This is a genomic window from Bradyrhizobium sp. 6(2017), from assembly GCF_011058295.2.
GTDB classification, from domain to species: Bacteria; Pseudomonadota; Alphaproteobacteria; order Rhizobiales; family Xanthobacteraceae; genus Bradyrhizobium; species Bradyrhizobium septentrionale.
In genome coordinates, this window is the sequence record NZ_CP049289.2 from 7,137,230 (window position 1) to 7,157,733 (window position 20,504).

Below are 20,504 nucleotides of genomic sequence, written 5' to 3' on the forward strand. Positions count from 1 at the left end.
ACCTGACGCCTTTGATGCGGTTAACGGCGACCCCACTCCACCCATGAACCGCGGTCATGGATGCAATATTACCCGTGGCTTTGGTGCCGTCACTCGCAACCGCGGGCCTGTTTAGCCGAAAAATGACCTCGGACCAACCGAATACGAAGCCATTCCGCCCGGAATAAGGCGGCACGACGAAGCGCACAGCCTGCTGTGGTTACTACGGAAATTGGGGCTGACCGCCTGCGGCGATCAGGACACGTCCGGACCATAGGCCGGGGAGACAAGGCCGCCCACCGTGCTTGCACCGGCCTCGACATGGCCACGGACCGGCCGCCGGGCGGTTTCCGATTCGACCACTCGCCAGGCGCTGCGGTCGGAGAGCAGCGCCTTCAGCACCGCGTTGTTGAGCTTGTGACCGCCCCGGACCGAACGGTAGCTGCCGAGCAGCGGCAGACCGGCCAGCGCGAGATCGCCGATCACGTCGAGCACCTTGTGGCGGGCGCACTCATTGGCGTAGCGCAGGCCCTCGGTGTTGAGCAGGCGGGCCTCGTCGAACACCACGGTGTTGTCGAAGGAGGCGCCGAGCGCGAAGCCCGCGCCCCACAGCCGCGCCACGTCGTTCATGCAGCCGAAGGTGCGGGCACGGGCGACATCGCGGCGGAAGCCTTCCGGCGAAAGGTCGAACGAGAAGGTCTGGTGGCCGATCACCTTGTTGGTGAATTCGATCTCGACTTCAGCGCGGAACCCGCCGGCGAACGGACGCAGTTCGCCCATTGCGTCGCCGATCTTGACCTGCACCGGCTTCAGCACCTGGATGAAGCGGCGGACGGCGGGCTGGGTCACGATGCCGGCCTGATCGATCGCTGCGACGAACGCCGCAGCGCTGCCGTCCATGATCGGAACTTCCTGCCCGTCGATTTCGATGGTGGCGTTGTCGACGCCCATGCCGCGCAGCGCAGCGAGCACGTGTTCCGCGGTCGAAACCAGCGGCCCTTCGCGGTCACCCAGCACCGTCGCGAACTCGGTTGCGATCACAGCGTCAACGGTGGCGGCGACTTCGCGGTCGGCACCGTCGAGACCGGTGCGGACAAAAATAAAACCCGAATCAACGGGCGCCGGTCCCAAGGTAAGACTGACAGGAAGACCGGAATGAACGCCTACGCCAGTCACGGTGGCTTGCGACCGAAGCGTGGTTTGACGGCTGAACTTCATTCGATAATGCCCACTACCCGACTTCACTCAATTCAAGTGGCCAAATTTCCCCAGGCCGACTCGCTTGAGCTCCCCAAGTCACGGCAGACCATAGTGATTTCCTAAACCGCGCCAACTCACGCTTCTTTACCGATTGTTACCCCATCTCGGCCGCATTCACGCCCAAGGTTAACCTAATTGCGGCAACGAAACCGGCCCTCGAAGCGCGGCCATCAGATCACCGAAAGAATAATTAATGATTTAAAATCAGTTGCTTGTTTGGCAATCACAATCGCCTGCCCGCACAAAGGAGAAGGCCCCGGCGGTTCCCCGCCGAGGCCTTCTTTGTCGCCAAGGTTGTAACAAACTTCAGTTTGCCTGCCGGCGCAGGAAGGCCGGGATATCAAGATGGTCGTCACCCTGTGGCGTTGGCGCAACAGGTGCCGGGCGGCCATGAGCGTCCAATCCCTGCGGCGCCGGACGTTTCGCATATTCCGATACCGGCGATTCGTTCGCCGATATCTGCTGCGCGACGCTGCGGGCCTGCTTGCGGTCGGGCAGCGGCGGCATCGCGGGCATCGCTGGATTGGAGGCGCGGGCCGCGATCGGCGGCTCGGTCTCCTCGTCGCGGCGGCCGAGGCCGACATTGGCCAGCCGCTGCAGCAGCGACAGCCGGGTCTTCTGCGGGTGCTCCGCCTCACCGTCATGGGCCTGGCGGATCTCCGCCTGTGCCGGCATCGGCAGATCCTCGAACTTCGGCATCCGCGGGGCGCGGACCGGCGAACGCTCGGCAGCCTGCGGGATGAAGGTCTCGGGCGGCATCGGCTCGTGCTGCTCGGCCTTGGCTGCCTCGTGGTCGGGGAACAAGGTCGGCTTCTGGGCGATCGGCCGCACGGTGACGTCACCATAGGACCCCGGCTGCATCGGCGCCTGAGCCGATGCGCTGTCAGGGGCCACCGCGGCCGCGATCGCCGCGAGCGCTGCGCGCTCGACGGCCGGACGCTGCTGGGCGGCGGCAGGAGCCGCAATCGGCGCGACCGTCACGCCGGTCGGCGGCTCCAGCTTCTGGGAACGCTCGGCCATGCGCTGGTTGTCGGCCCGCAGGCGGGCAGTCAGATCGGCCAGCCGGCTCTCCGGCGAGCCGCCCGACTGCTGCGCGGGCGCCGCGGCACGGGAGGCGATCGCCGCCTGCTCGATGCCGGTTGCGACCACCGAAACGCGAATGACGCCGTCGAGCGATTCGTCGAAGGTGGCGCCGACGATGATGTTGGCGTCGGCATCGACTTCCTCGCGGATGCGGGTCGCGGCTTCGTCGACCTCGAACAGGGTCAGATCCTTGCCGCCGGTGATCGAGATCAGGAGGCCGCGGGCGCCCTTCATCGAGCTATCGTCGATCAGCGGGTTGGCGATCGCAGCTTCGGCTGCGGTCAGCGCGCGCTTCTCGCCGGTGGCTTCGCCGGTGCCCATCATCGCCTTGCCCATTTCCCGCATCACGGCGCGGACGTCGGCGAAGTCGAGGTTGATCAGGCCTTCCTTGACCATCAGGTCGGTGATGCAGGCGACGCCCGAGTACAGCACCTGGTCGGCCATCGCGAAGGCGTCGGCGAAGGTGGTCTTCTCGTTGGCGACCCGGAACAGGTTCTGGTTCGGGATGATCAGCAGCGTGTCGACCACCTTGTGCAGCTCGGAAATACCGTGCTCGGCGGTGCGCATGCGGCGCTGGCCCTCGAAGTGGAACGGCTTCGTGACCACGCCGACCGTGAGGATCCCCATTTCGCGGGCCGCCTTGGCGATCACGGGCGCAGCACCGGTGCCGGTGCCGCCGCCCATGCCGGCGGTGACGAACACCATGTTGGCGCCGGTGAGGTGATCGCGCAGCTCGTCCATGACCTCCTGCGCGGCCGCGGCACCGACATCGGGCTGCGAACCGGCGCCGAGGCCCTGAGTGACCTGGGTGCCCATCTGGACGATGCGCTGCGCCTTCGACATGGTCAGCGCCTGTGCGTCGGTGTTGGCGACGACGAAGTCGACGCCCTGCAACCCGGCGGTGATCATGTTGTTGACGGCATTGCCACCCGCGCCACCGACGCCGAAGACAGTGATCCGCGGTTTCAGCTCGCTGATGTCAGGGGGTGTCAGATTGAGTGCCATGGTTGCCTCTCTCGATTACGCGCGCGTGGGTTCGCCCCGGCCACGGGGCGCGGGAGTTGGTGAAAATGGGGTGAGCCGGGATGCGGTCATCAGAAGCCCTCGCGAAGCCATCGTCCGACCTTTCCGAAGTAGCCGTCTGTCCCTGTCCTGAGCTGCCGCGTGCGCCGCGGTTCGACATGTTCAAGATGAGCGTATTGCGGATAGACCAGGAGGCCCGTCGGCACCGAGAACGAGGCGCCCTTCGCTTCGTTCGGCAGCCGGCCGAAGCCGAGCGGGCGGCCGATGCGGACCTGGCGGTTCAGGATGCGGGTGGCAAGCTCGATGGTGCCGGTGAGCTGGGATGCGCCGCCGCTCAGCACGACGCGCGCCCTCGGCTCGGCGGCAAAGGGGGAATCCGCGAGCCGGTCACGGACCATTTCGAAGATCTCCTCGGCGCGATGCCGGACAATGTTCGCGATCGTGGCGCGGGACACGATTTGCGGAGTCTCCCGATCATCGCCTGCAGTGGGGACGGACATCAGCTCGCGCGAGTCCGAACCGCCGGTCAGCACCGTGCCGTATAAAGTCTTGATTCGCTCGGCATCCGCAATGCACGCGCCGATGCCGCGCGCAAGATCCATCGTGATATGTTGCCCGCCGAGCGCAAAACCCGATGCGTGCACGAGGCGTCCGCCCGAGTAGGTCGCGATCGTCGTCGATCCCGCGCCCATCTCGACGACGGCAGCGCCGAGGTCGGCCTCGTCATCGGTCAGCACCGACAGGCCCGCGACATAGGGGCTCGACGCCATGGCTTCGACGTTGAGATGGCAGCGCTCGACCACCAGCATCAGATTCTTGGCGACCGTCGCATCCGACGTCACGACATTCATGTCGACGCCGAACTGGCGCGCCACCATGCCTCTGGGATCGCGGATGCCCTTGACGCCGTCGAGCGCGTAGCCGACCGGCAACGCATGCAGCACGGTGCGGCCGGCGCCGGCGGCGTGGCGCATGCCGGCGGAGGTGACGCGGCTGATATCGTCCGCGGTGACCGAGCCGCCGCGGATATCGGCCGCGGCCTCAACCAGCTGGCCATGCAGCCTGCCGCCGGAGACCGACAGCAGCACGGATTCGACGCGGACCTTGGCCATGCGTTCGGCCAGCGCCACGGCATGACGCACCGCCTTCTCGCATTCGGCGAGATCGACCACGGAGCCGGCCTTGACGCCGCGCGACTGGATCTGGCTGTAGCCGATCAATTCGACCGCATGGGTGCGGCCGCGCAGCGCCTCGTTCGGCGGCGACGGCTTCAGCCGCGCGATCATGCAGGCGATCTTGCTGGAGCCGACGTCGAGAGACGCCACCATCGCGGTGCGCTTCTGCATCGGGCGGGTCTTCGGGGTCAGGTTGCGATCGAGGCCGGTCATGCGGAATCACCGGCCTTCTTCTTGGACTTCTTGTCCTTGAACAGCTCGTCGCGCGCCTTGCCGGCGTCCTCGGACAATTGCACGATCAGGCGGTCCGGCAGGCGCATGTCGACGGCGACGATGTCGCGCGAGAACAGCTTCTCGTCCTTGTCGAGCCTGGAGAGCGCAGCCAGCGCATTGCCGACGTCGTTTTCCGGCAGGCGGATGTCGAGGCCGTCCTTGAGGCGCAGGTTCCAGCGCCGCTCGCCGACGAAGATCGCGGCCTTGGTCACCGAGCGCACCTGCGGGTAGCGGTCGAGCAGCGCCAGGAAGTCCTGGGCACGCGTATCGGCGCCCTTGCCGACCACCAGCGGCAGGTTGAGGAAGCGGCGCGAGACGTAGGGCTCGAGCACCGCGCCGTCGGAGGCGATCACCGACAGGCGGCCGTTCTGCTGCCACAGCGCGAAGGCGGTGCGCTCGACGATGTCGATCTGCAGCCGGCCCGGATAGAGTTTCAGGATCGTGGCGTCCGCGATCCAGGGATTGGCCTTCAGCTTGGCGCGCACGGTGTCGGCGTCGAGGAACAGCAGCGAGGAGCGGCCGTTGACGCCGCCGATCGCAAGCACCTCGTCCTGGCTCAGCTGCTTGCGGCCGTTGATGCCGACGGTGGTGATGCGGAAGCCTGCTGCGTTGGCGAGCGCGTTGCGGGTGTCGCTGAGCGCCGTGGTGAATTCCTCGACATGGCCGCCGCGGACGATGCCGAAGCCTGCGCTGCCGAACAGAATCGCGAGCGTCGCGACCAGGCCGATGCGGCGCGGCAGATAGCGTTCGACCGTCAGGATGAAGCGGTTCGGCGGCTCGCGATCGATCACCTGCGACCGCCTGGCGGCGGGACGCCGGCGGCGTGCGAGATGGGCGCCGACATACTCGCGCAACAGCACCGCCGCTCCAATAGCGGCTGCTTTCAGGTCAGCTTGGGGCCCCAGCGATCGCAGCGATCGAGTGAGGCGTCCTGCACCATCCATTGCACGAGCTCGTCATGTTGTGCCCGCCAAACCCTGCGGGTCCCGGCACAGGTCACGTCTCGGCTAGACCGGTGGGATTAGAGTGGCCCCCTGTTCCCTGGTTGCGATCCTCGAAGCGGTAATCCGCGACAGCTCACGCCCCGGCAGCCAAGCGCTACATGCGCCGCCAGCGTTAACCTTCGGGCTTCCTGGTAAACAAACGGTAAACGAGTTCAGCCTGGAGTGTGTTTTGATCAACGCTTTGAGGACTTTGCCGCGAACCCGTTAGCATTTTAGCAACAGCGGCCGGGTTCCATCCGGCCGAGTCTCACGGGTTCCCGCCCGGTCGGCCTTAACTCCGGACGCGGCGGCGCGCGATCTCGATCTGGTCGATCAGGAAGTCTGCAAAGGCGATGCCCTGCGCGTTCAAGGCCTTAGGGTACAGTGATGCCGCAGTCAGCCCGGGCAGCGTGTTGGTCTCGAGGTAGACCGGCCCGTTCACTGAGACGATGAAATCACTGCGCGAGTAGCCGGTGCAGGAAAGCGCGCGATGCGCCTTCAGCGCGTGATCCATAATCGCGGCGCTGACGTCCGGCGCGAAGCGGCCGGGGCAGATCTCCTGGGTCGACTTCAGGAGGTATTTCGCCGTGTAGTCGAAGCTGCCCTCCGCCGGTACGATCTCGATCGGCGGCAGCGCGAACACCGTGCCGTCGGATTGCTCGAGCACGCCGCAGGTCGCTTCCACGCCCGCGACGTACGGCTCGATCAGATAGTCTTCATGCCTGGCCGCATTGCGAACGGCGACAAGGTCCTGCTGTGCGTTGACGAAGATCAGGCCGTAGCTCGATCCGTCCTTGGCGGGCTTTGCGATCAGCCTGCCGTGTTGGGCGAAGGCCGCATCGATCCGTTCGACGGCGATGCCCAGCGGCGCGTTGAGACCTGCGATCGCCGCGAAGCGTTTGGCCGACGGCTTGTCGAACGCCAGATGCGACGACGCCGAGCCTGAGCCGGTGAACGCGACGCCGCGCATCTCGCACATCGCCTGCAATTCACCATTCTCGGCGCGGCCGCCGTGCAGGCCGAGCACCAGCACACGCTGCTCGGCGCCAGCCTTGTCGAGCGCCTCCTCAAGCGCGATGCCGCGACCGTCGGGCTTGAAATCAACCTCGAAGGGCCGCGTGTGACCGAGCAGCTTCTCCGACGTCACCGCATGCACGGTGTCGTCGACGTCCCAGAACCAGAGCTCCGCGTCGGGCAGCGCGCGATGCAGCGCCTGCGCGCTCGCCACCGAGACCAGCCGCTCTTTGTTGGTGCCGCCGAACAGAATGGTCACCTGCATCAGCCGTTCCCGATCCGCTTGATTTCCCAGTGCAGCTCAATCCCGCTTGTTTGCTTGACCCGTTCACGCACCGTTTCGCCGAGCGTCTCGATGTCGTGCCCGGTGGCGTTGCCGGTGTTGATCAGGAAATTGCAGTGCATCTCCGACACCTGCGCGCCGCCGACCTTGAGACCGCGGCAGCCGGCGGCGTCGATCAGCTTCCAGGCGCTGTTGCCGGGCGGATTCTTGAAGGTCGAGCCGCCGGTCTTCTCGCGGATCGGCTGCGCGGTCTCGCGATGGGTCTGCACCTCGTTCATGCGGGCGCGGATCGCATCTGATGCGGTGATCCTGCCGCGGAAGCGCGCCGAGGTGAAGATGACGGACGGATCGACGCCGCTGTTGCGATAGACGAACTTCATGTCGGCATTGCCGAACGTATGCTTCGTGCCGTCGCGGCCGATGCCGGTCGCTTCCACCAGCACGTCCTTGGTCTCGCCGCCATTGGCGCCGGCATTCATGCGCAGCGCGCCGCCGACCGTGCCGGGAATGCCGAAGAAGAATTCCATGCCGCCGATATTCGCGGCTGCCGCCGTTTCGGCGACGCGCTTGTCGAGCGCCGCGGCTCCCGCAGTGACGACATCGCCGGCCGCGCTGGTCTCGCCGAACGCGCGCGGCGCCAACCGGATCACGACGCCCGGCATGCCGCCGTCGCGCACGATCAGATTGGAGCCGACGCCGACCACATAGACCGGCCGCTCCTGCGGCAAGCGCGTCAGGAAATAAGCGAGATCATCCTCATCCGCCGGCGTGAACAGCACCTGCGCCGGACCGCCGACGCGAAACCAGGTCAGCTCCGCAAGCGATTGGTTCGCCAGCAGCCGCCCGCGCAGCTCCGGCATCGCGGCTTTGAGATCGGGCGTGATGTCGGGGAAGGTCATGACGCGCTGATCGATGTACGAACGGATTTGAGAAAGCGTCGCTTTGCGTTTCGCGCCGGCGCCCGGGGCTTACCCCTCTCCCCGACCCTCCCCCGCAAGGGGGGAGGGAGCCTGACGAGCGTGCTCACCTTACGTGGTGTCACAACGGCGCTCTGACTCTTTGCACGAGTCAGGGAGGCACGGGCGGATGGGTTCCCTCCCCCCTTGCGGGGGAGGGTTAGGGAGCTGGGTGGCGGCATACGCCGGCCTTCGTGACTGCGCACCTGCTCGGCAGCGGCAAGAGCGAACCTCATCACCCCAGCGCCTTCAATTCGCCGGGCAGCGCGTAGGCCCATTGCGTGATGTTGCCGGCGCCGAGGCAGACGACGAGGTCGCCGGATTTTGCCAAACCGTGCACGATCTTCGCGAGCTCGCCTGCGTCCGGCAGCGGCACCACGTTGCGATGGCCGTGGGCGCGCAGGCCGGCGGCGAAATGATCGCGGTCGATGCCGGCGATCGGCGTCTCGCCGGCCGGATAGACCTCCGCGACGACGACCGCATCGGCGTCGTTGAAGCAGGTGCAGAACTCCTCGAACAGCGACTGCAGGCGGGTGTAGCGATGCGGCTGCACCACGGCGACGATCTTGCCGTTGGTGGATTCCCGCGCCGCCTTCAGCACCGCGGCGATCTCGACCGGATGATGACCGTAATCGTCGATCACCGTGACGCCGTTCGACTCGCCGATCTTGGTGAAGCGCCGCTTGACGCCGCCGAAACCGGCCATGGCCTGGCGGATCACGTCGTCGGACACGCCAAGTTGGTGCGCGACCGCGATCGCCGCCGTCGCGTTCGATGCATTGTGGCGTCCCGGCATCGGCAGCATGATATCCGCGATCTCGTGCGTCGCGCCGGTCTTGCGATCGCGGATCGCGACCGTGAACTTGGAGCCGCCTCCCATCGGCGTCAGATCCATCAGCTGCGCATCGGCCTGCGGATTTTGTCCGTAGGTGATGATGCGGCGGTCCTCGATCTTGCCGACCAGGTTTTGCACCACGGGGTGATCGGTGCACATCACGGCAAAGCCGTAGAACGGAACGTTCTCGACGAAATTGCGGAACGCGTCCTGGATCGCCTCGAAGGTCTTGAAGTGATCGAGATGCTCGGGATCGATATTGGTGACGATGACAACATCCGACGGCAGCTTCAGAAAGGTGCCGTCGCTCTCGTCGGCCTCGACCACCATCCAGTCGCCGGCGCCAAGACGCGCGTTGGAGCCGTAGGCATTGATGATGCCGCCATTGATCACGGTCGGATCGAGGCCGCCAGCATCGAGCAAGGTCGCCACCATCGTGGTCGTGGTGGTCTTGCCATGGGTGCCGGCGATCGCGACGCAGCTCTTCAGCCGCATCAACTCCGCCAGCATCTCGGCGCGCCGCACCACGGGAATGCGCTGCGCGCGCGCCGCCATCAGCTCGGGATTGTCGCGCTTGATCGCGGTCGAGACCACGACGACATCGGCACCGTCGACATTCTCGGCGGTGTGGCCAACCGAGACTTTTGCGCCCTTCTTGCGCAGCCGGTCGAGATTGTAATTGTCCGACGCGTCCGAGCCCTGCACGGTGTAGCCGAGATTGATCAGCACCTCGGCGATGCCGCTCATACCGATGCCGCCGATCCCGACGAAGTGAATGGGTCCGATCTCGCGCGGCAGTCTCATGATCCGGTTCCTGACATCATCATCCGCCCAATGCGGGCACCGCTGCGGAGCGGACGATTGAGCTTCTCTGTGCGCCTCGCATCGGCGGCGCTGACCACTGGATGCCCCGCTTTTCCCATGCGTGACAAGGGCTTTTTGCGGCCTCCGGCCGCGGAAATGTCGCGATCGCCGACTACCGGCCAGTGGTTGCGATGAGGGATCACGGACATCTCCATCCCCGCCCGGCGGCTACGCCGCTCCCAATCGCACGGCACGCGCCGCCAGTTCATCCTGCATCTCGATGACGCGAAGATAGTTGCGTAGCCGGTTGGTCTCGAGCGCACGCAGCAGCTTGTTCTGGTGATAGGGCAGCACGAGTTCGGCCAACGATGCGCTCCAGGCCGCATTCATGTCGAACAGCACGCCGAGGCCGAACACGGCGGGGATCTCGGCGAAGCCGAACTCCTTGCCCTGCGCCAGCTCCTCCGCCAGGAAATCATCGATCGCGGTCATCACGCCGTTGCGCGCGCCGCCGGCGACGTTTGCGAATGCAGCGAGGCCCGCGCCGCGAGAGCCACGCCCCTCGACCAGCACCGGGCGATCCAGCGTGGCGCCCGCGTCGTAACTGTGCGGATGGCGATACGCCGCGGGAATTTGCTCGGGTGCGTAATACATGTCGCGCCGCCCGCAGGGCCAGCCGACATCGTGCAGGAAGACCAGAACAGGCTTGCCGGCGCGGCGGCTGATCACCTCGATCTGCCGGAGCTCGTGATAGACCGTGTACCAATTGTGGTCGCCATCGACGATCCAGGCGTCGGCGGCATCGAGTTCCGCGAAGGCATCGAGGCTGGTCTTCGCAACGTGATGCACATCCGGATTGGCGTTCACCCAATCGAGGAATTCGGGCTTCGGCGCCGGATCGACGCTGGTGAGCTGACCGCCGCGCGCCCGGCAGTGCTCGGCGAGCAGCGCCGACATGCCGCCATACTCCGCGCCGATCTCGACGATGTTTTGCGCGTCCGCCAGACGCAGCGCCTCAAGGATCAGATCCGAGAATTCCGAGACGGAGTGAATCAACAGGCCCGTCATATTCAAGTCTCCCCCGGCGTCCTGCCGGATTGGCGCATCAAATCCCGGCCACCTTGGCAACCAGGTCCGCCAGCCGCTCGGCGGCATCGAGCCGGCCGACGCCGCGCGCAGCTTCCGCCATCGCGGTCAGCCTCGAGGGCTCCGCAGCGAAGGCCGTGATCTCGGCGGCGAGTCTTTCGGGCGTGAAGTCGCTCTGCGCGATGCGCAGCGCGCCGTTCGCTTGCGAGAGCACGCCGGCATTGGCGAACTGGTCCTGATCGATCGCGCCCGGCAGCGGCACCAGGATCGAGGGCCGGCCGATCGCGGCGAGCTCGGCCACCGTGCCGGCGCCCGAGCGCGAAATGACGAGCTGGCTCGAGGCCAGCCGCGCCGGCAGGTCGGCGAAGAACGGCGCGAGCTCGGCGTCGATCCTGAGCCGGTCGTAAACCGCGCGCACCCTGGTCATGTCCTCTTCGCGCACCTGCTGGGTGACGATCAGGCGGCTCCACAGCGCGGGCGCGAGCTGCTCGATCGCCGGCGGCACGATGTCGCTCATCACCCGCGCGCCCTGGCTGCCGCCGACGACCAGCAGGCGCAGCGGCCCGTCCACCTCGGGCGGCGTGTATTTCACTGCGGCGGCCGCCAGGATCGCCGGCCGCATCGGTGTGCCGACGGTGGTGGCCTTGCCGGCCAGCGCGGGATCGCGATCGAGCACGCCGGGCAGCGAGGTCGCGATCGCGTTGACGCGGCCGGAGAGGAAACGGTTGGCGCGGCCGAGCACCGCATTGGCGTCGTGGATGATGCCGGGGACGCCGAGCATCCGCGCGGCGATCAGCGGCGGCAAGGTCGGATAGCCGCCGAAGCCGACGACGGCCGACGGCTTCAGCCGGCGCACCAGATTGGCGGCAACCAGCGTGCCGTAGCCGAGCATCAGCACGGTCTGCGCCAGCGAGAGCGGGTTGCGGCTGCGCACGGTCGCGCTCGGCACCAGGTCGATGCTCTCCCGGCCGAACAGGCCGGAATAGCGCAGCGCGCGGCCGTCGGTGGCGAGCCGGACCCGCAGGCCACGTCTGATCAATTCCACGGCGAGCGCTTCGGCCGGGAACAAATGGCCGCCGGTGCCGCCGGCCGCCAGCAGAATCAGGGGCGCGTTGTCCATGGCCTTCAGATAACCGACGCCGCAGTCACAGTCACCTACGCGTAGGCGCGCCGAGCGCTGGCGCCTTCCATCGATTCGATCTCGGTGCGCGGCCGCTGCCGCGTCAGCGCCAGCATCATGCCGACGCCATAGGCGAGCGAGACGAACGAGGAGCCGCCATAGGAGATGAACGGCAGCGTCATGCCCTTGGCCGGGATCAATTGCAGATTGACCGCCATGTTGATCGTCGCCTGCACGCCGAACAGGATCGCAAGTCCCGACGCCGCGAAGCGCGAGAACATGTCCTCGGTGGCATAGGCGCGGGTCAGCGTGCGGATCACGATGAAGCCGAACAGCGCGACCAGCATCAGGCAGAGAATGATGCCGAACTCTTCGGCCGCGACCGCGAACACGAAGTCGGTGTGGCTGTCGGGCAGGCTGCGCTTGGCGATGCCCTCGCCCGGCCCGAGCCCGAACCAGCCGCCGTTCCAGAACGCCTCCATCGCGGTGTCGACCTGGAAGGTGTCGCCGGAGGCGGGATTCATGAAGCGCTTGATGCGGCCGGCGACGTGCGGCACCAGCAGGTAGGCGCCGAACAGGCCGGCACCGGCGGCGCCGGCGAGCCCGAACACCCAGATCATCCGCATGCCCGCGATGAAGAACAGCGCGCCCCACACGGTGAGGATCAGCATGGTCTGGCCGAAGTCGGGCTCCATCACCAGCAGCGTGACCAGCGTCATCAGCAGCACCAGCGCCATCGAAGTCGCCGGCATCTCCGGCCGTTTGGTCGATTCCGCAAACAGCCAGGCGGCGACGATCACGAAAGAAGGCTTGGCGGCTTCGGAGGCCTGGATGTTGACGCCGAGCAGCGTGATCCAGCGCCGCGAACCCTTGACCTCGGGCCCGATCAGCAGCGTTAGCACGATCAGCGCGATCGAGACCGCGAACACGATCAGCGCGGTGCGCCGGATCTGCCGCGGCGTCATGAACGACACCCCGATCAGCACGATCAGCGACGGCGCCAGGAACATGACGTGGCGGTTGAAGAAGTGGAACGGATCGAGCCCGATCCGGGTCGCGACCGGCGGGCTTGCCGCCAGCGACAGGATGACGCCGGCCAACATCAACGCGGCGATCGCCACAAGCAGCAACTTGTCGACGGTCCACCACCAGTCCGAGAACGGGGTGCGTTGGTCACGGGCGAGCATGGGCGTCCCCAGATGGCAGAGATAACGTCCATTCGTGGCGCAGGATGGTTTCCAAGGGGTTAACGGGTTGGGTAACTTTTGAGGGAGGCGGATTGGGGCTCCGTTCACTGCTGCGGACCCCACGCACAGCTGTCGTTCCGGCGAAGGCCGGGACCCATACGCCGCGGCCGGTGTTGTGGATGGAACTCGTCGTTCCAGCGACGCTCGACAATATCCTTTTGTGGTTATGGGTCCCGGCCTTCGCCGGGACGACGGTGAATATGTGGCGCGGTCTGCAGGTCACACGTCCGCATTCTCGCGACATGATGCGCCCGAGCTTTGCTCTTCGTTCCGCCCTCTCCTCACGCAGAGGGCGCAGGGAAAGCCGGGTGCCGATCGCACCCATGGGCCCCGAGCAAAAGGTAGAAAGCTCGGGGGTAGGACCACAGGTGTAACCGGAAACACTCCGGCTTTCCCTGCGCGATGGGTTACGGCTTATTTCGTGCTCTCCCCGGCGAGACTGGGCTTGTTTGTCACCGCCTTCGTAAAAACGCTTGCGCGTTCTGCGAGAGGACACCGGCCGCTAGGGCGTCAGGACCACACGGCCCTATTTTGGCCTTGGGCGAGCCTATCTGGCCCCAAGAGAGCCTATCTAAGTGCTTCTAAAATAGGCCCTTTTGGATTTATCATTTTCCATCAAGGCAGCAGGCCGCGCCGCTGATCTGCCCCGGCTGGGGCAAGGCCCCAAGCCCCGCCTTTCCGCCTCGGCCTGACCGCCGAGGTTAGGGGGTCAGAACCTCGCACCGAGCGAGACTTCTGAAAAAAGGAAATTTCACTCATGAGAAGCTATCAGGCGATCACCACCAAATATTTCGGCGCTTCCAATTCCAAAGGCTCGCGGATCAAGGCGAGCGCGGCGGCGGGCAGCATCACGCTCCATCTCGACAACGCGCTGAGCATCGAGGCCAATCATGCCAAGGCAGCGCGGGCCCTCGCCGAGAAACTCGGCTGGCGCGGTGCTTGGGCTATGGGCGGGATGCCCGATGACCAGGGCTACTGTTTCGTATGCTCCGATATCGGAGCCGCGCCCGCCTTCATCACCGAGGGCGCTGATCGATGACCGAGCAAGAGATCATCACCGCCCGCATCGCTGAGATGACGCACCAGTTTCGCGATCTGCAGGCCGCAATCCGGCAGCTGGAGATCAGGCGAGCGTCGCTCGCTTTGCATTCCTACCGCCAAACCGAGCGAGCTGCCTCGCATTAGCTGCGAGCCGCTCCCTCCCGCCCCCGCCACCGAAAGGTCGCGGGGTTAGGCGGTCAGAACGCCCCGCATTCCGCGCGGCCTTCTGAAAAAGGAAAAACTGCAAATGACTACCAAGAAAATCCACCCCGCCGATGTCGCCGATCTCGCGCTCATCCCGGCTTGCAAGAAATTCACCGCGACGATCCTGAAGAACAACAAGCCGCAGACCACCGAGCATGACTCGCTCGCTGCTGCGCGGATCGAAGCGGCGAGGCTGAACGCTACCGCGAACAATAGCCGCAAGGCGCTGGTGTACGCGATCACCGCCGAGGGCCGCGCGATCCTCGTGCCCGCATTGTATGGCCGCACGCCAGCCGATGCAGGCAGCGAAGCAGCGAAGGCCGATGATAAGGCGCGCGATGCGGCGAAAGCTGCGAAGCCAGCCGAGGCCGCCAAGGCAGAGAAGCAGGCCAAGCCAGCGAAGAAGGCCAAGGCCGCCAAGCCAGCCAAGAAGGCGAAGCCCGAGGGCAAGTCGAAGGTCGAGATCGTGATCGCGATGCTGCTCCGCAAGAAGCCAGTAACGCGCGCCGATATCGCCGAGGCGGTTGCATGGCCTTCGATCAACATCAAGGCGATCTGCACTCGCAAGGGGATGAAGCTGAAGCAGGCCGCTGACGGCACGCTCTCTGCCTCGGCTCCGAAATAACCCATCGATCAGGGCGGCCTCGCAAGGGCCGCCCGCAATGGCTTTCAAAGGATCATCATCATGACAAAATATCTGACCGAGTTTTCCGACTTCCCGGCCGCCGATATGCGCCGCAAGGCTTCGAGGACTCATCATGGCACAATGATAGCTGCCCGAACTTCACCAGCGCCGAGCTGGGCCTGCGCATCTGGATTGACTACTTCGATCCAGCGAAGCGCGAGATCAGCGCGGGCGGCTCACGCTTCACGCTGGAGCCCGCCGATAATCTCGATGACATCACCGATCCGATCTGCACCGATGACTGGGCGGTGATCCTCGCGGCCGTTGAAGAAGAGCGCGCCGAGATCACCGCTTGCCTCGCCGAGTTGTAGAAGGCCGAAGGCGCGGCCCTGCATTGGCAGCTCGACAACAAGAAGTTCGCGGTGCTGGAGAAGCGCGGCTTGATCAAAAGCGAGGGCGATCTGCTGATTCATCCGAAGGCCCGCAAGGTGAGCGAGCTGGCCTTCACGATGCAGCAGCCGAAGGATATGCGCGTGCTCTACATGGGCGACAACGAAGGCCCTGCCATCATGATGCTGTTGATCGCAAACTTCAATGCGGGCCGCAGCTGGTATGGCCACGACAGCGAGGAAACTCTGCGGCTGGAGATGGAGTCGCGCGGCTGGTGCGAAGGCCTGCACAGCAATGGCCACTACCTCGTTCTCGATCTGGAGCACGCGCATCTGATGCCGCACCCGGATCATCCCCGCAACGAAACCGAGAAGTAAAAGGAACGCTTCCAATGTCAAAGCGAGCATTCATTCCCGCGCTGATCGCCTGCACTTTCTTCGCGGTCATCGCCGCCGAAACCATCGCGCTGGCGAGCGGCCTGCAGTTCGGCCACTTCGCCTTCTGGATCATCGGCTTCGCGATCAGCGCCTTCCTGTACCTGCTGCCGAGCTATGTAGCTTGGCGGCGCGATCATCATGCGCTGCTGGCGATCTTCATCGCCAACCTGTTTCTCGGCTGGTCCTTCATCGGCTGGGTGGCTTCGCTTATCTGGAGCTGCACCCCGGTGAAGCCGCCGCGCCAGCTCTCCCTGATGGAGCGCGCCCTGATCGAGCGCAACATCGCCGACCATCTCTATCTTTGAAAAAGGAAACCATCACCCATGACGATTCAAAATCCAAAGCCATCGGACGGGAAACGGATACACGGCGTGTACTGGCTCCACCTCCCAGAGCACACCGATCCCTTTACGCAAGGCTATGTCGGTATCACCCATCGTAAGAGCCGCCAGAAGGAGCACAGGGACAGCAGGCGCATTCCGTCCGGTTTCATCTTCACGGTTCTAGCCGAGAATCTCACGCGCTTTGAGGCTGCGACGATGGAGTGGGAGCATCGCAAGGAACGCAACATCGGCTGGAACACCAAGAAGGGCGGCGGCAAATTTATCCGCGCTCTAATGGCGAGCGGAGCATCACCCAATGTCTAACCTGATCTTCAAAGCCGCCGATGTGCTGCGCGTAGTCGAGCACACGCTCGCTGCGCCGAAGCAGTGCGCGGCCTTCACCGGCCCGGTCACCGAGCCCTCGATCTTGCTGGTGCATGACGAGGGCGTCTATCTGATGAGCAATGGCGAGCCGCGCGATATCGCGGAAGGCGAGCGCTCCTATGTAGCCCACGCGCTGGGCTGCAATCCGAAGATCGACAGCGATTGGTACGACACCAGCCGCGATTTGGTTGGCGACGATGACTTCGGCGAGGCCCTGCTATGGGCCGCCGAGATCAAGCAGCAGATCGAGCAAGGCGCGCAAGAGATCATCATCACCCTAACCGCCGACTCGCTGGAGCTGCAGCAGCTTCCTAGCCGCAAGCATTGAGGAGCATCACCATGCCGCAGAACATCACCAACAAGGACTGCATCGGCGAAGTGAAGAAGCGCGAAAAGATTTACGACGCGGAATGCTCGGGCCTGTACGTCAGCCTGAGCCCCACCGCGCCGCCGACCTTCTCGCTCAAATACACTTGCCGGATCACCAAGCAGCGCGCCACCCAATGGCTGGGCATCTATCAGAAAGGGGGTGAAGGCAGCCCAGCGCGCGACGTAGCCTATTGGCGCAGGGAAGCCATGAAGCTGAAGATCAGGATCGGCAACGGCGAGGACATCGCGCAGGCCGCGCGGCAGGCGCATGACCGGCAGGCCAAGCAGCAGCTGACGGTCGGCCAGCTGATCGATCAGCGCATTGCATGGATCAGCGAGGAGATCGAGGTGCGCCGCCATACCGAGGACGGCGTCATCATCAAGAGAAAGCCGCGCATGAAAGACTGGTCGAACATGGCCAGCCATCTCAATCGCTTCGTGCGGCCTCGGCTCGGCTCGATGGTGGCGCGCGAGGTTACCAACGATGATATCGCGCAGCTGCAGGCCGACATCCTCGCGGGCACGCTGATCATCCGGAAGGGCAAGGCCGCCAAGAAGGGCTCGGTCTCCAGCGCGCGGCATATGCGTAAGGCTGTCTCGGGGCTGTTCAACTGGGCGGCTGAAGCTGGCCGCAAGTATGTCAGCACCAGCCCCTGCGTGAATTTGCCGCCGCTGCCGCAGGAGGAGCCGCGCAAGCGCAAGCTGAGCCCTGACGAGATCAGGATTCTCTGGCATGGCCTGGACCGACCGGACATGCCGATTGATCGCCGCATCTGCCTCGCGCTGAAGTTCGCGCTGGCCTCGATGCTGCGCTCGGTCGAGATGCTGCACATCCATCGCGATGAGCTGGGCCGCGATGGCTTGGCCAGCAAGCTGCCGCTGGTGGTGATCCCCGAGGAGCGCGTGAAGAAGGGCCGCGAAATACATCAGCCGCTGAGCGATCTGGCGGTCGAGATCGCGAAGGAAGCGATGGGCAATTACCCATGGCTGTTCGCGGGCCGCTTCGGCACCGAGCCGCTGAACCGCAAGGCGATGGCCTGCGCGCTGCGCGGCAAGACCAAGCTGGTAAAGGGAAAGGTGGTGATCCAGAGCGAAGGCATCTGCCGCATGCTCGGGCTGAAGCCCTTCACGCCGCATGATCTGCGGCGCACCGCTGCCAGCCTGATGGGCAACATCAAGGTGCCGCGCTCGATTATCTCGCTCTGTCTCGACCACACTATCAAGAGCGACGAGCATGGCGATGTCTCGCCGATCACCGGCAAGCATTACGATCAGGACCCCCGCATCGCCGAGAAGCGCGAGGCCTTGCAGCTGCTCGCCGATGAGATCAGGCGCATCGTCGCCGAGCCCGTGCAGGCGCAAGAGGAGATGAAGCGCGCGGCCTGAGCGAATATGCGGAAAGTGACATAGCTAAAAACGTTAGCTGATAAGGCCTCGCTCCGGTTGATCCGGGGCGAGTTATTTGTTGGCATCGGGTTCTGCAGCGAGGTGCGAGAATGCACCCGATGCTGCAGCCGATTTTTCCGATCAAGCTGGCCATCGCTTCAGGAGCCCTGTGGTGCGCGTGGACGGTCGCCGCTGTTCTTGTACATACCGGCCAAATTTCCTCACCAGCGCCTGCGGCTGCTGATCCGCCGCCGCCAATTCCGGTGCTGGCTCGCTCGGATCGCCTGCCGCTGCCGCAGGCCTTCGATGATCGCTGGCGGGCTCCAGCCCCAGCTGTGCAGCATGCGATCATGGCTGAAGAGCCCCAGATCAAGCCAGATAAGGCCAGTGGGCCTCGCTTGAAGCCAAGGCATGCCAAGCGCCATCAGATCGCGTAGCGCCCGAGATAGGCCAAAACCTGTTCTGGTCCGCCGAAGGGACGCTTGGCATAGACGACCCACTCGAGCTTGCGGAGGGCGTTGAGATGGTGGTCGAATGCCGCCGGTTCGGCGAGGTGACCAAGGTGGCCGAAGAACTGAAGCTTGGTGCTACGAACGCCGCCTGCAGGCGCTCCAGGAATAGCCGACGATACAATCGTGACAGGACACGAACGGGAAGGAAGAAGCCGGGGCGACGATGGACCCAGCTTCCATCAGGGGCGATCCCGCCCGCCCGGCACGAGGCAATGTGCATGCGGATGATGCGTCAGGGTCTGGCCCCAGGTATGGAGAATCGCGATCATCCCGGTCTCGGCACCGAGATGCTTCGGGTCGGCGCTGATGAGACGTATCGTCTCGGCTGCCGTTTTGAGCAGGATGTCGTAGACCACCGCCTTGTTCTGCAGCGCGATGGCGGCCACGGGCGCCGGCACGGTGAAGATGACGTGGAAATAGGGGACCGGCAGCAGGTCGGATTGGCGATCAGCGAGCCATTGGGCGCGTGCGAGGGCTTGGCACTTTGGACAGTGCCGATCGCGACAGCTGTTGTAGGCCACGCGAACCAGGCCGCAGTCGTCGCACCGCTCGACATGGCCCCCGAGCGCTGTTGTGCGGCACGCCTCGATGGCCGCCATCACACGGCGCTGGTCGGATGAAAGCCGAGAGTCCTGCGCGGCACGAAACGCGGCGCCGTGGCGGCGGAAGATGTCCGCCACCTCAAGCACGGGGCGCATATGCGCAGCTCAGTCGGGTGGGATCACCGTGATGGAGAGCCCATCGAACGGGCTGGTTGTGCGGGCGAGCAGATTGGTCGCAACCTGTGCGTAGCGCGCGGTCGATCCGAGGTCGGTATGTCCGAGCAACACCTGAATGATGCGGATGTCGATCCCGCTTTCCAGAAGATGGGTCGCAAACGAGTGCCGGAGAGTGTGGACAGTGATCGGCTTGGCAATCCGAGCGCGGCGGCGGGCGGCCCGGCAGGCTTGGCCTCAGAGACCTCCATGCCGCCGAATTTGGCCTTCCAATTGTAGATCGTCGCCTCGGAGATTCCATGCTTGCGAGCCAGGTCGGCCGTCTTTGCGCCAGCCTCATGCTCCTTCAGCACCGCGATAATCTGCTCTTCCGTAAACCTTGCTCGCTTCTTCTGTCCGTCCTTCGTCAGGCCGGACTCTAACTCCATCTGGAGGAAATACGCAGTGGCAGGTCACGACCTGGTGCTACGTTTCGGGCAGCAGATGTCGGTGAAGGTTGTCGCCCTGACCGACAGCCTCCGCCCCCCGGGCTTAATCGGCAGATGCGCAAGGCGATCGATCGACAGCGCCTCTACGAGGCGTCGGCCGAGGTCCAGGGCATCAAATGCGCCAACCTCGTCAGCAACAGAGGTTGTTTAGTCAAGCGCATGCAACAGCTCGTCGGAGTCCTGAAGGTGCTCATGGCCTCCAGTTCGAGGAGCGAAAGGGGCGGACCTTCATCAATGCAAATAATCCTTCACGAAAAGCAAAATGGCGTTCTCGATCTGCTCGTCGTCAACCGATCGCAATTCGAATTGCTTTGCGCGCGATTCGAGGTTCCGTTGATCTTCGTAATGCACTTTTAACACCCCATTTACGGTTGCCTTGAAGATGCACCGAGATGCGTTGGCTGTTTTTTGAGGATCACTTGTATACAAGCAACGAGTGCCTACATAGCCGAAAGTCGCCTTTTCGGTTTTGGCGTAGAGCTTCCGTCCGCCCTTCATGGCGTCATTT

At 64.7% G+C, this 20,504-nt stretch carries 21 protein-coding genes and 4 pseudogenes; 10 read left to right on the forward strand and 15 right to left on the reverse strand.

Going from position 1 to position 20,504, the window contains the following annotated elements; all coding sequences use genetic code 11:
- Positions 1 to 234: 234 nt before the first annotated feature.
- The 11 genes and pseudogenes from lpxC to ftsW form a co-directional block, all read right to left on the reverse strand.
- A complete protein-coding gene (gene lpxC / locus G6P99_RS33840; RefSeq protein WP_029078898.1) occupies positions 235 to 1,197 on the reverse strand; it encodes a UDP-3-O-acyl-N-acetylglucosamine deacetylase in 963 nt (320 codons plus the stop codon).
- A 348-nt stretch (positions 1,198 to 1,545) separates the two neighbouring features.
- On the reverse strand, positions 1,546 to 3,327 hold the full coding sequence (ftsZ, locus tag G6P99_RS33845) for a cell division protein FtsZ (protein ID WP_029078899.1): 1,782 nt from the start codon (positions 3,325 to 3,327) through the stop codon (positions 1,546 to 1,548).
- An 89-nt stretch (positions 3,328 to 3,416) separates the two neighbouring features.
- Positions 3,417 to 4,733: a cell division protein FtsA gene (gene ftsA, locus G6P99_RS33850; RefSeq protein ID WP_029078900.1), complete on the reverse strand. Its 1,317-nt coding sequence runs from the start codon at positions 4,731 to 4,733 to the stop codon at positions 3,417 to 3,419.
- Complete coding sequence (locus G6P99_RS33855) at positions 4,730 to 5,737, reverse strand: cell division protein FtsQ/DivIB (RefSeq protein WP_029078901.1); 1,008 nt, start codon at positions 5,735 to 5,737, stop codon at positions 4,730 to 4,732. The genes ftsA and G6P99_RS33855 overlap by 4 nt, the downstream gene beginning before the upstream one ends.
- Positions 5,677 to 5,943 (reverse strand): annotated as a pseudogene (locus tag G6P99_RS33860) (hypothetical protein); the annotation flags it as partial. The gene G6P99_RS33855 and the pseudogene G6P99_RS33860, both read right to left, overlap by 61 nt.
- Before the next feature lie 125 nt (positions 5,944 to 6,068).
- Positions 6,069 to 7,055, reverse strand: a complete 987-nt coding sequence (locus G6P99_RS33865; RefSeq protein WP_029078902.1) for a D-alanine--D-alanine ligase family protein — start codon at positions 7,053 to 7,055, stop codon at positions 6,069 to 6,071.
- Positions 7,055 to 7,972: a UDP-N-acetylmuramate dehydrogenase gene (gene murB / locus G6P99_RS33870; RefSeq protein ID WP_029078903.1), complete on the reverse strand. Its 918-nt coding sequence runs from the start codon at positions 7,970 to 7,972 to the stop codon at positions 7,055 to 7,057. Before murB ends, G6P99_RS33865 begins: the two co-directional genes overlap by 1 nt.
- Before the next feature lie 292 nt (positions 7,973 to 8,264).
- Complete coding sequence (murC, locus tag G6P99_RS33875) at positions 8,265 to 9,668, reverse strand: UDP-N-acetylmuramate--L-alanine ligase (RefSeq protein ID WP_165125070.1); 1,404 nt, start codon at positions 9,666 to 9,668, stop codon at positions 8,265 to 8,267.
- 228 nt (positions 9,669 to 9,896) lie between these two features.
- Complete coding sequence (locus tag G6P99_RS33880) at positions 9,897 to 10,736, reverse strand: class I SAM-dependent methyltransferase (RefSeq protein ID WP_029078905.1); 840 nt, start codon at positions 10,734 to 10,736, stop codon at positions 9,897 to 9,899.
- A gap of 37 nt (positions 10,737 to 10,773) precedes the next feature.
- On the reverse strand, positions 10,774 to 11,874 hold the full coding sequence (gene murG / locus G6P99_RS33885; protein WP_029078906.1) for an undecaprenyldiphospho-muramoylpentapeptide beta-N-acetylglucosaminyltransferase: 1,101 nt from the start codon (positions 11,872 to 11,874) through the stop codon (positions 10,774 to 10,776).
- Between the two features lie 35 nt (positions 11,875 to 11,909).
- Positions 11,910 to 13,061 carry a putative lipid II flippase FtsW gene (gene ftsW, locus G6P99_RS33890; RefSeq protein ID WP_029078907.1) on the reverse strand — a complete coding sequence of 384 codons (1,152 nt, stop codon included), beginning with the start codon at positions 13,059 to 13,061 and terminating at the stop codon, positions 11,910 to 11,912.
- Positions 13,062 to 13,878: 817 nt separating this feature from the next.
- On the opposite strand from ftsW, the gene G6P99_RS33895 reads away from it, so the two are divergent.
- The 3 genes from G6P99_RS33895 (at position 13,879) to G6P99_RS33905 (ending at position 14,991) form a co-directional block, all read left to right on the forward strand.
- Entirely contained in the window at positions 13,879 to 14,160 is a 282-nt protein-coding gene (locus G6P99_RS33895; protein ID WP_029082600.1) for a hypothetical protein, read from the forward strand.
- A complete protein-coding gene (locus G6P99_RS33900) occupies positions 14,157 to 14,306 on the forward strand; it encodes a hypothetical protein (RefSeq protein WP_156928726.1) in 150 nt (49 codons plus the stop codon). The genes G6P99_RS33895 and G6P99_RS33900 overlap by 4 nt, the downstream gene beginning before the upstream one ends.
- Before the next feature lie 103 nt (positions 14,307 to 14,409).
- A complete protein-coding gene (locus G6P99_RS33905) occupies positions 14,410 to 14,991 on the forward strand; it encodes a hypothetical protein (RefSeq protein ID WP_029082601.1) in 582 nt (193 codons plus the stop codon).
- Positions 14,992 to 15,227: 236 nt separating this feature from the next.
- Here G6P99_RS33905 and G6P99_RS33910 read toward each other — a convergent pair whose 3' ends face one another.
- The gene (locus tag G6P99_RS33910; RefSeq protein ID WP_165125073.1) at positions 15,228 to 15,464 is read right to left on the reverse strand and encodes a hypothetical protein; all 237 of its coding nucleotides are present in this window, start codon (positions 15,462 to 15,464) and stop codon (positions 15,228 to 15,230) included.
- Between the two features lie 15 nt (positions 15,465 to 15,479).
- Between G6P99_RS33910 and G6P99_RS33915 the strand changes: the two genes are divergently transcribed.
- The 6 genes from G6P99_RS33915 to G6P99_RS33940 all read left to right on the forward strand — a co-directional run bounded on the left by G6P99_RS33915 (position 15,480) and on the right by G6P99_RS33940 (position 18,717).
- Entirely contained in the window at positions 15,480 to 15,758 is a 279-nt protein-coding gene (locus tag G6P99_RS33915; protein WP_165125076.1) for a hypothetical protein, read from the forward strand.
- A gap of 14 nt (positions 15,759 to 15,772) precedes the next feature.
- On the forward strand, positions 15,773 to 16,123 hold the full coding sequence (locus tag G6P99_RS33920) for a superinfection immunity protein (protein WP_035977336.1): 351 nt from the start codon (positions 15,773 to 15,775) through the stop codon (positions 16,121 to 16,123).
- 18 nt (positions 16,124 to 16,141) lie between these two features.
- On the forward strand, positions 16,142 to 16,465 hold the full coding sequence (locus tag G6P99_RS33925) for a hypothetical protein (RefSeq protein WP_029082603.1): 324 nt from the start codon (positions 16,142 to 16,144) through the stop codon (positions 16,463 to 16,465).
- The gene (locus tag G6P99_RS33930) at positions 16,458 to 16,853 is read left to right on the forward strand and encodes a DUF3085 domain-containing protein (protein ID WP_035977338.1); all 396 of its coding nucleotides are present in this window, start codon (positions 16,458 to 16,460) and stop codon (positions 16,851 to 16,853) included. Before G6P99_RS33925 ends, G6P99_RS33930 begins: the two co-directional genes overlap by 8 nt.
- Before the next feature lie 11 nt (positions 16,854 to 16,864).
- Positions 16,865 to 18,280, forward strand: a complete 1,416-nt coding sequence (locus tag G6P99_RS33935) for a tyrosine-type recombinase/integrase (RefSeq protein WP_165125079.1) — start codon at positions 16,865 to 16,867, stop codon at positions 18,278 to 18,280.
- A 119-nt stretch (positions 18,281 to 18,399) separates the two neighbouring features.
- A complete protein-coding gene (locus tag G6P99_RS33940; protein ID WP_156928727.1) occupies positions 18,400 to 18,717 on the forward strand; it encodes a hypothetical protein in 318 nt (105 codons plus the stop codon).
- On the opposite strand, the pseudogene G6P99_RS33945 reads toward G6P99_RS33940, so the two are convergent.
- From G6P99_RS33945 to G6P99_RS33955, 3 pseudogenes are all read right to left on the reverse strand, one after another.
- Positions 18,714 to 19,490 (reverse strand): annotated as a pseudogene (locus tag G6P99_RS33945) (IS91 family transposase); the annotation flags it as partial. The gene G6P99_RS33940 and the pseudogene G6P99_RS33945 overlap by 4 nt on opposite strands.
- 9 nt (positions 19,491 to 19,499) lie before the next feature.
- A pseudogene (locus G6P99_RS33950) lies at positions 19,500 to 19,739 on the reverse strand (tyrosine-type recombinase/integrase); the annotation flags it as partial.
- Positions 19,739 to 19,936 (reverse strand): annotated as a pseudogene (locus G6P99_RS33955) (transposase); the annotation flags it as partial. The pseudogenes G6P99_RS33950 and G6P99_RS33955, both read right to left, overlap by 1 nt.
- 114 nt (positions 19,937 to 20,050) lie before the next feature.
- On the opposite strand from G6P99_RS33955, the gene G6P99_RS33960 reads away from it, so the two are divergent.
- Positions 20,051 to 20,353, forward strand: coding sequence for a hypothetical protein (locus G6P99_RS33960; protein WP_165125085.1), 303 nt, complete (start codon positions 20,051 to 20,053; stop codon positions 20,351 to 20,353).
- Positions 20,354 to 20,504 lie beyond the last annotated feature (151 nt).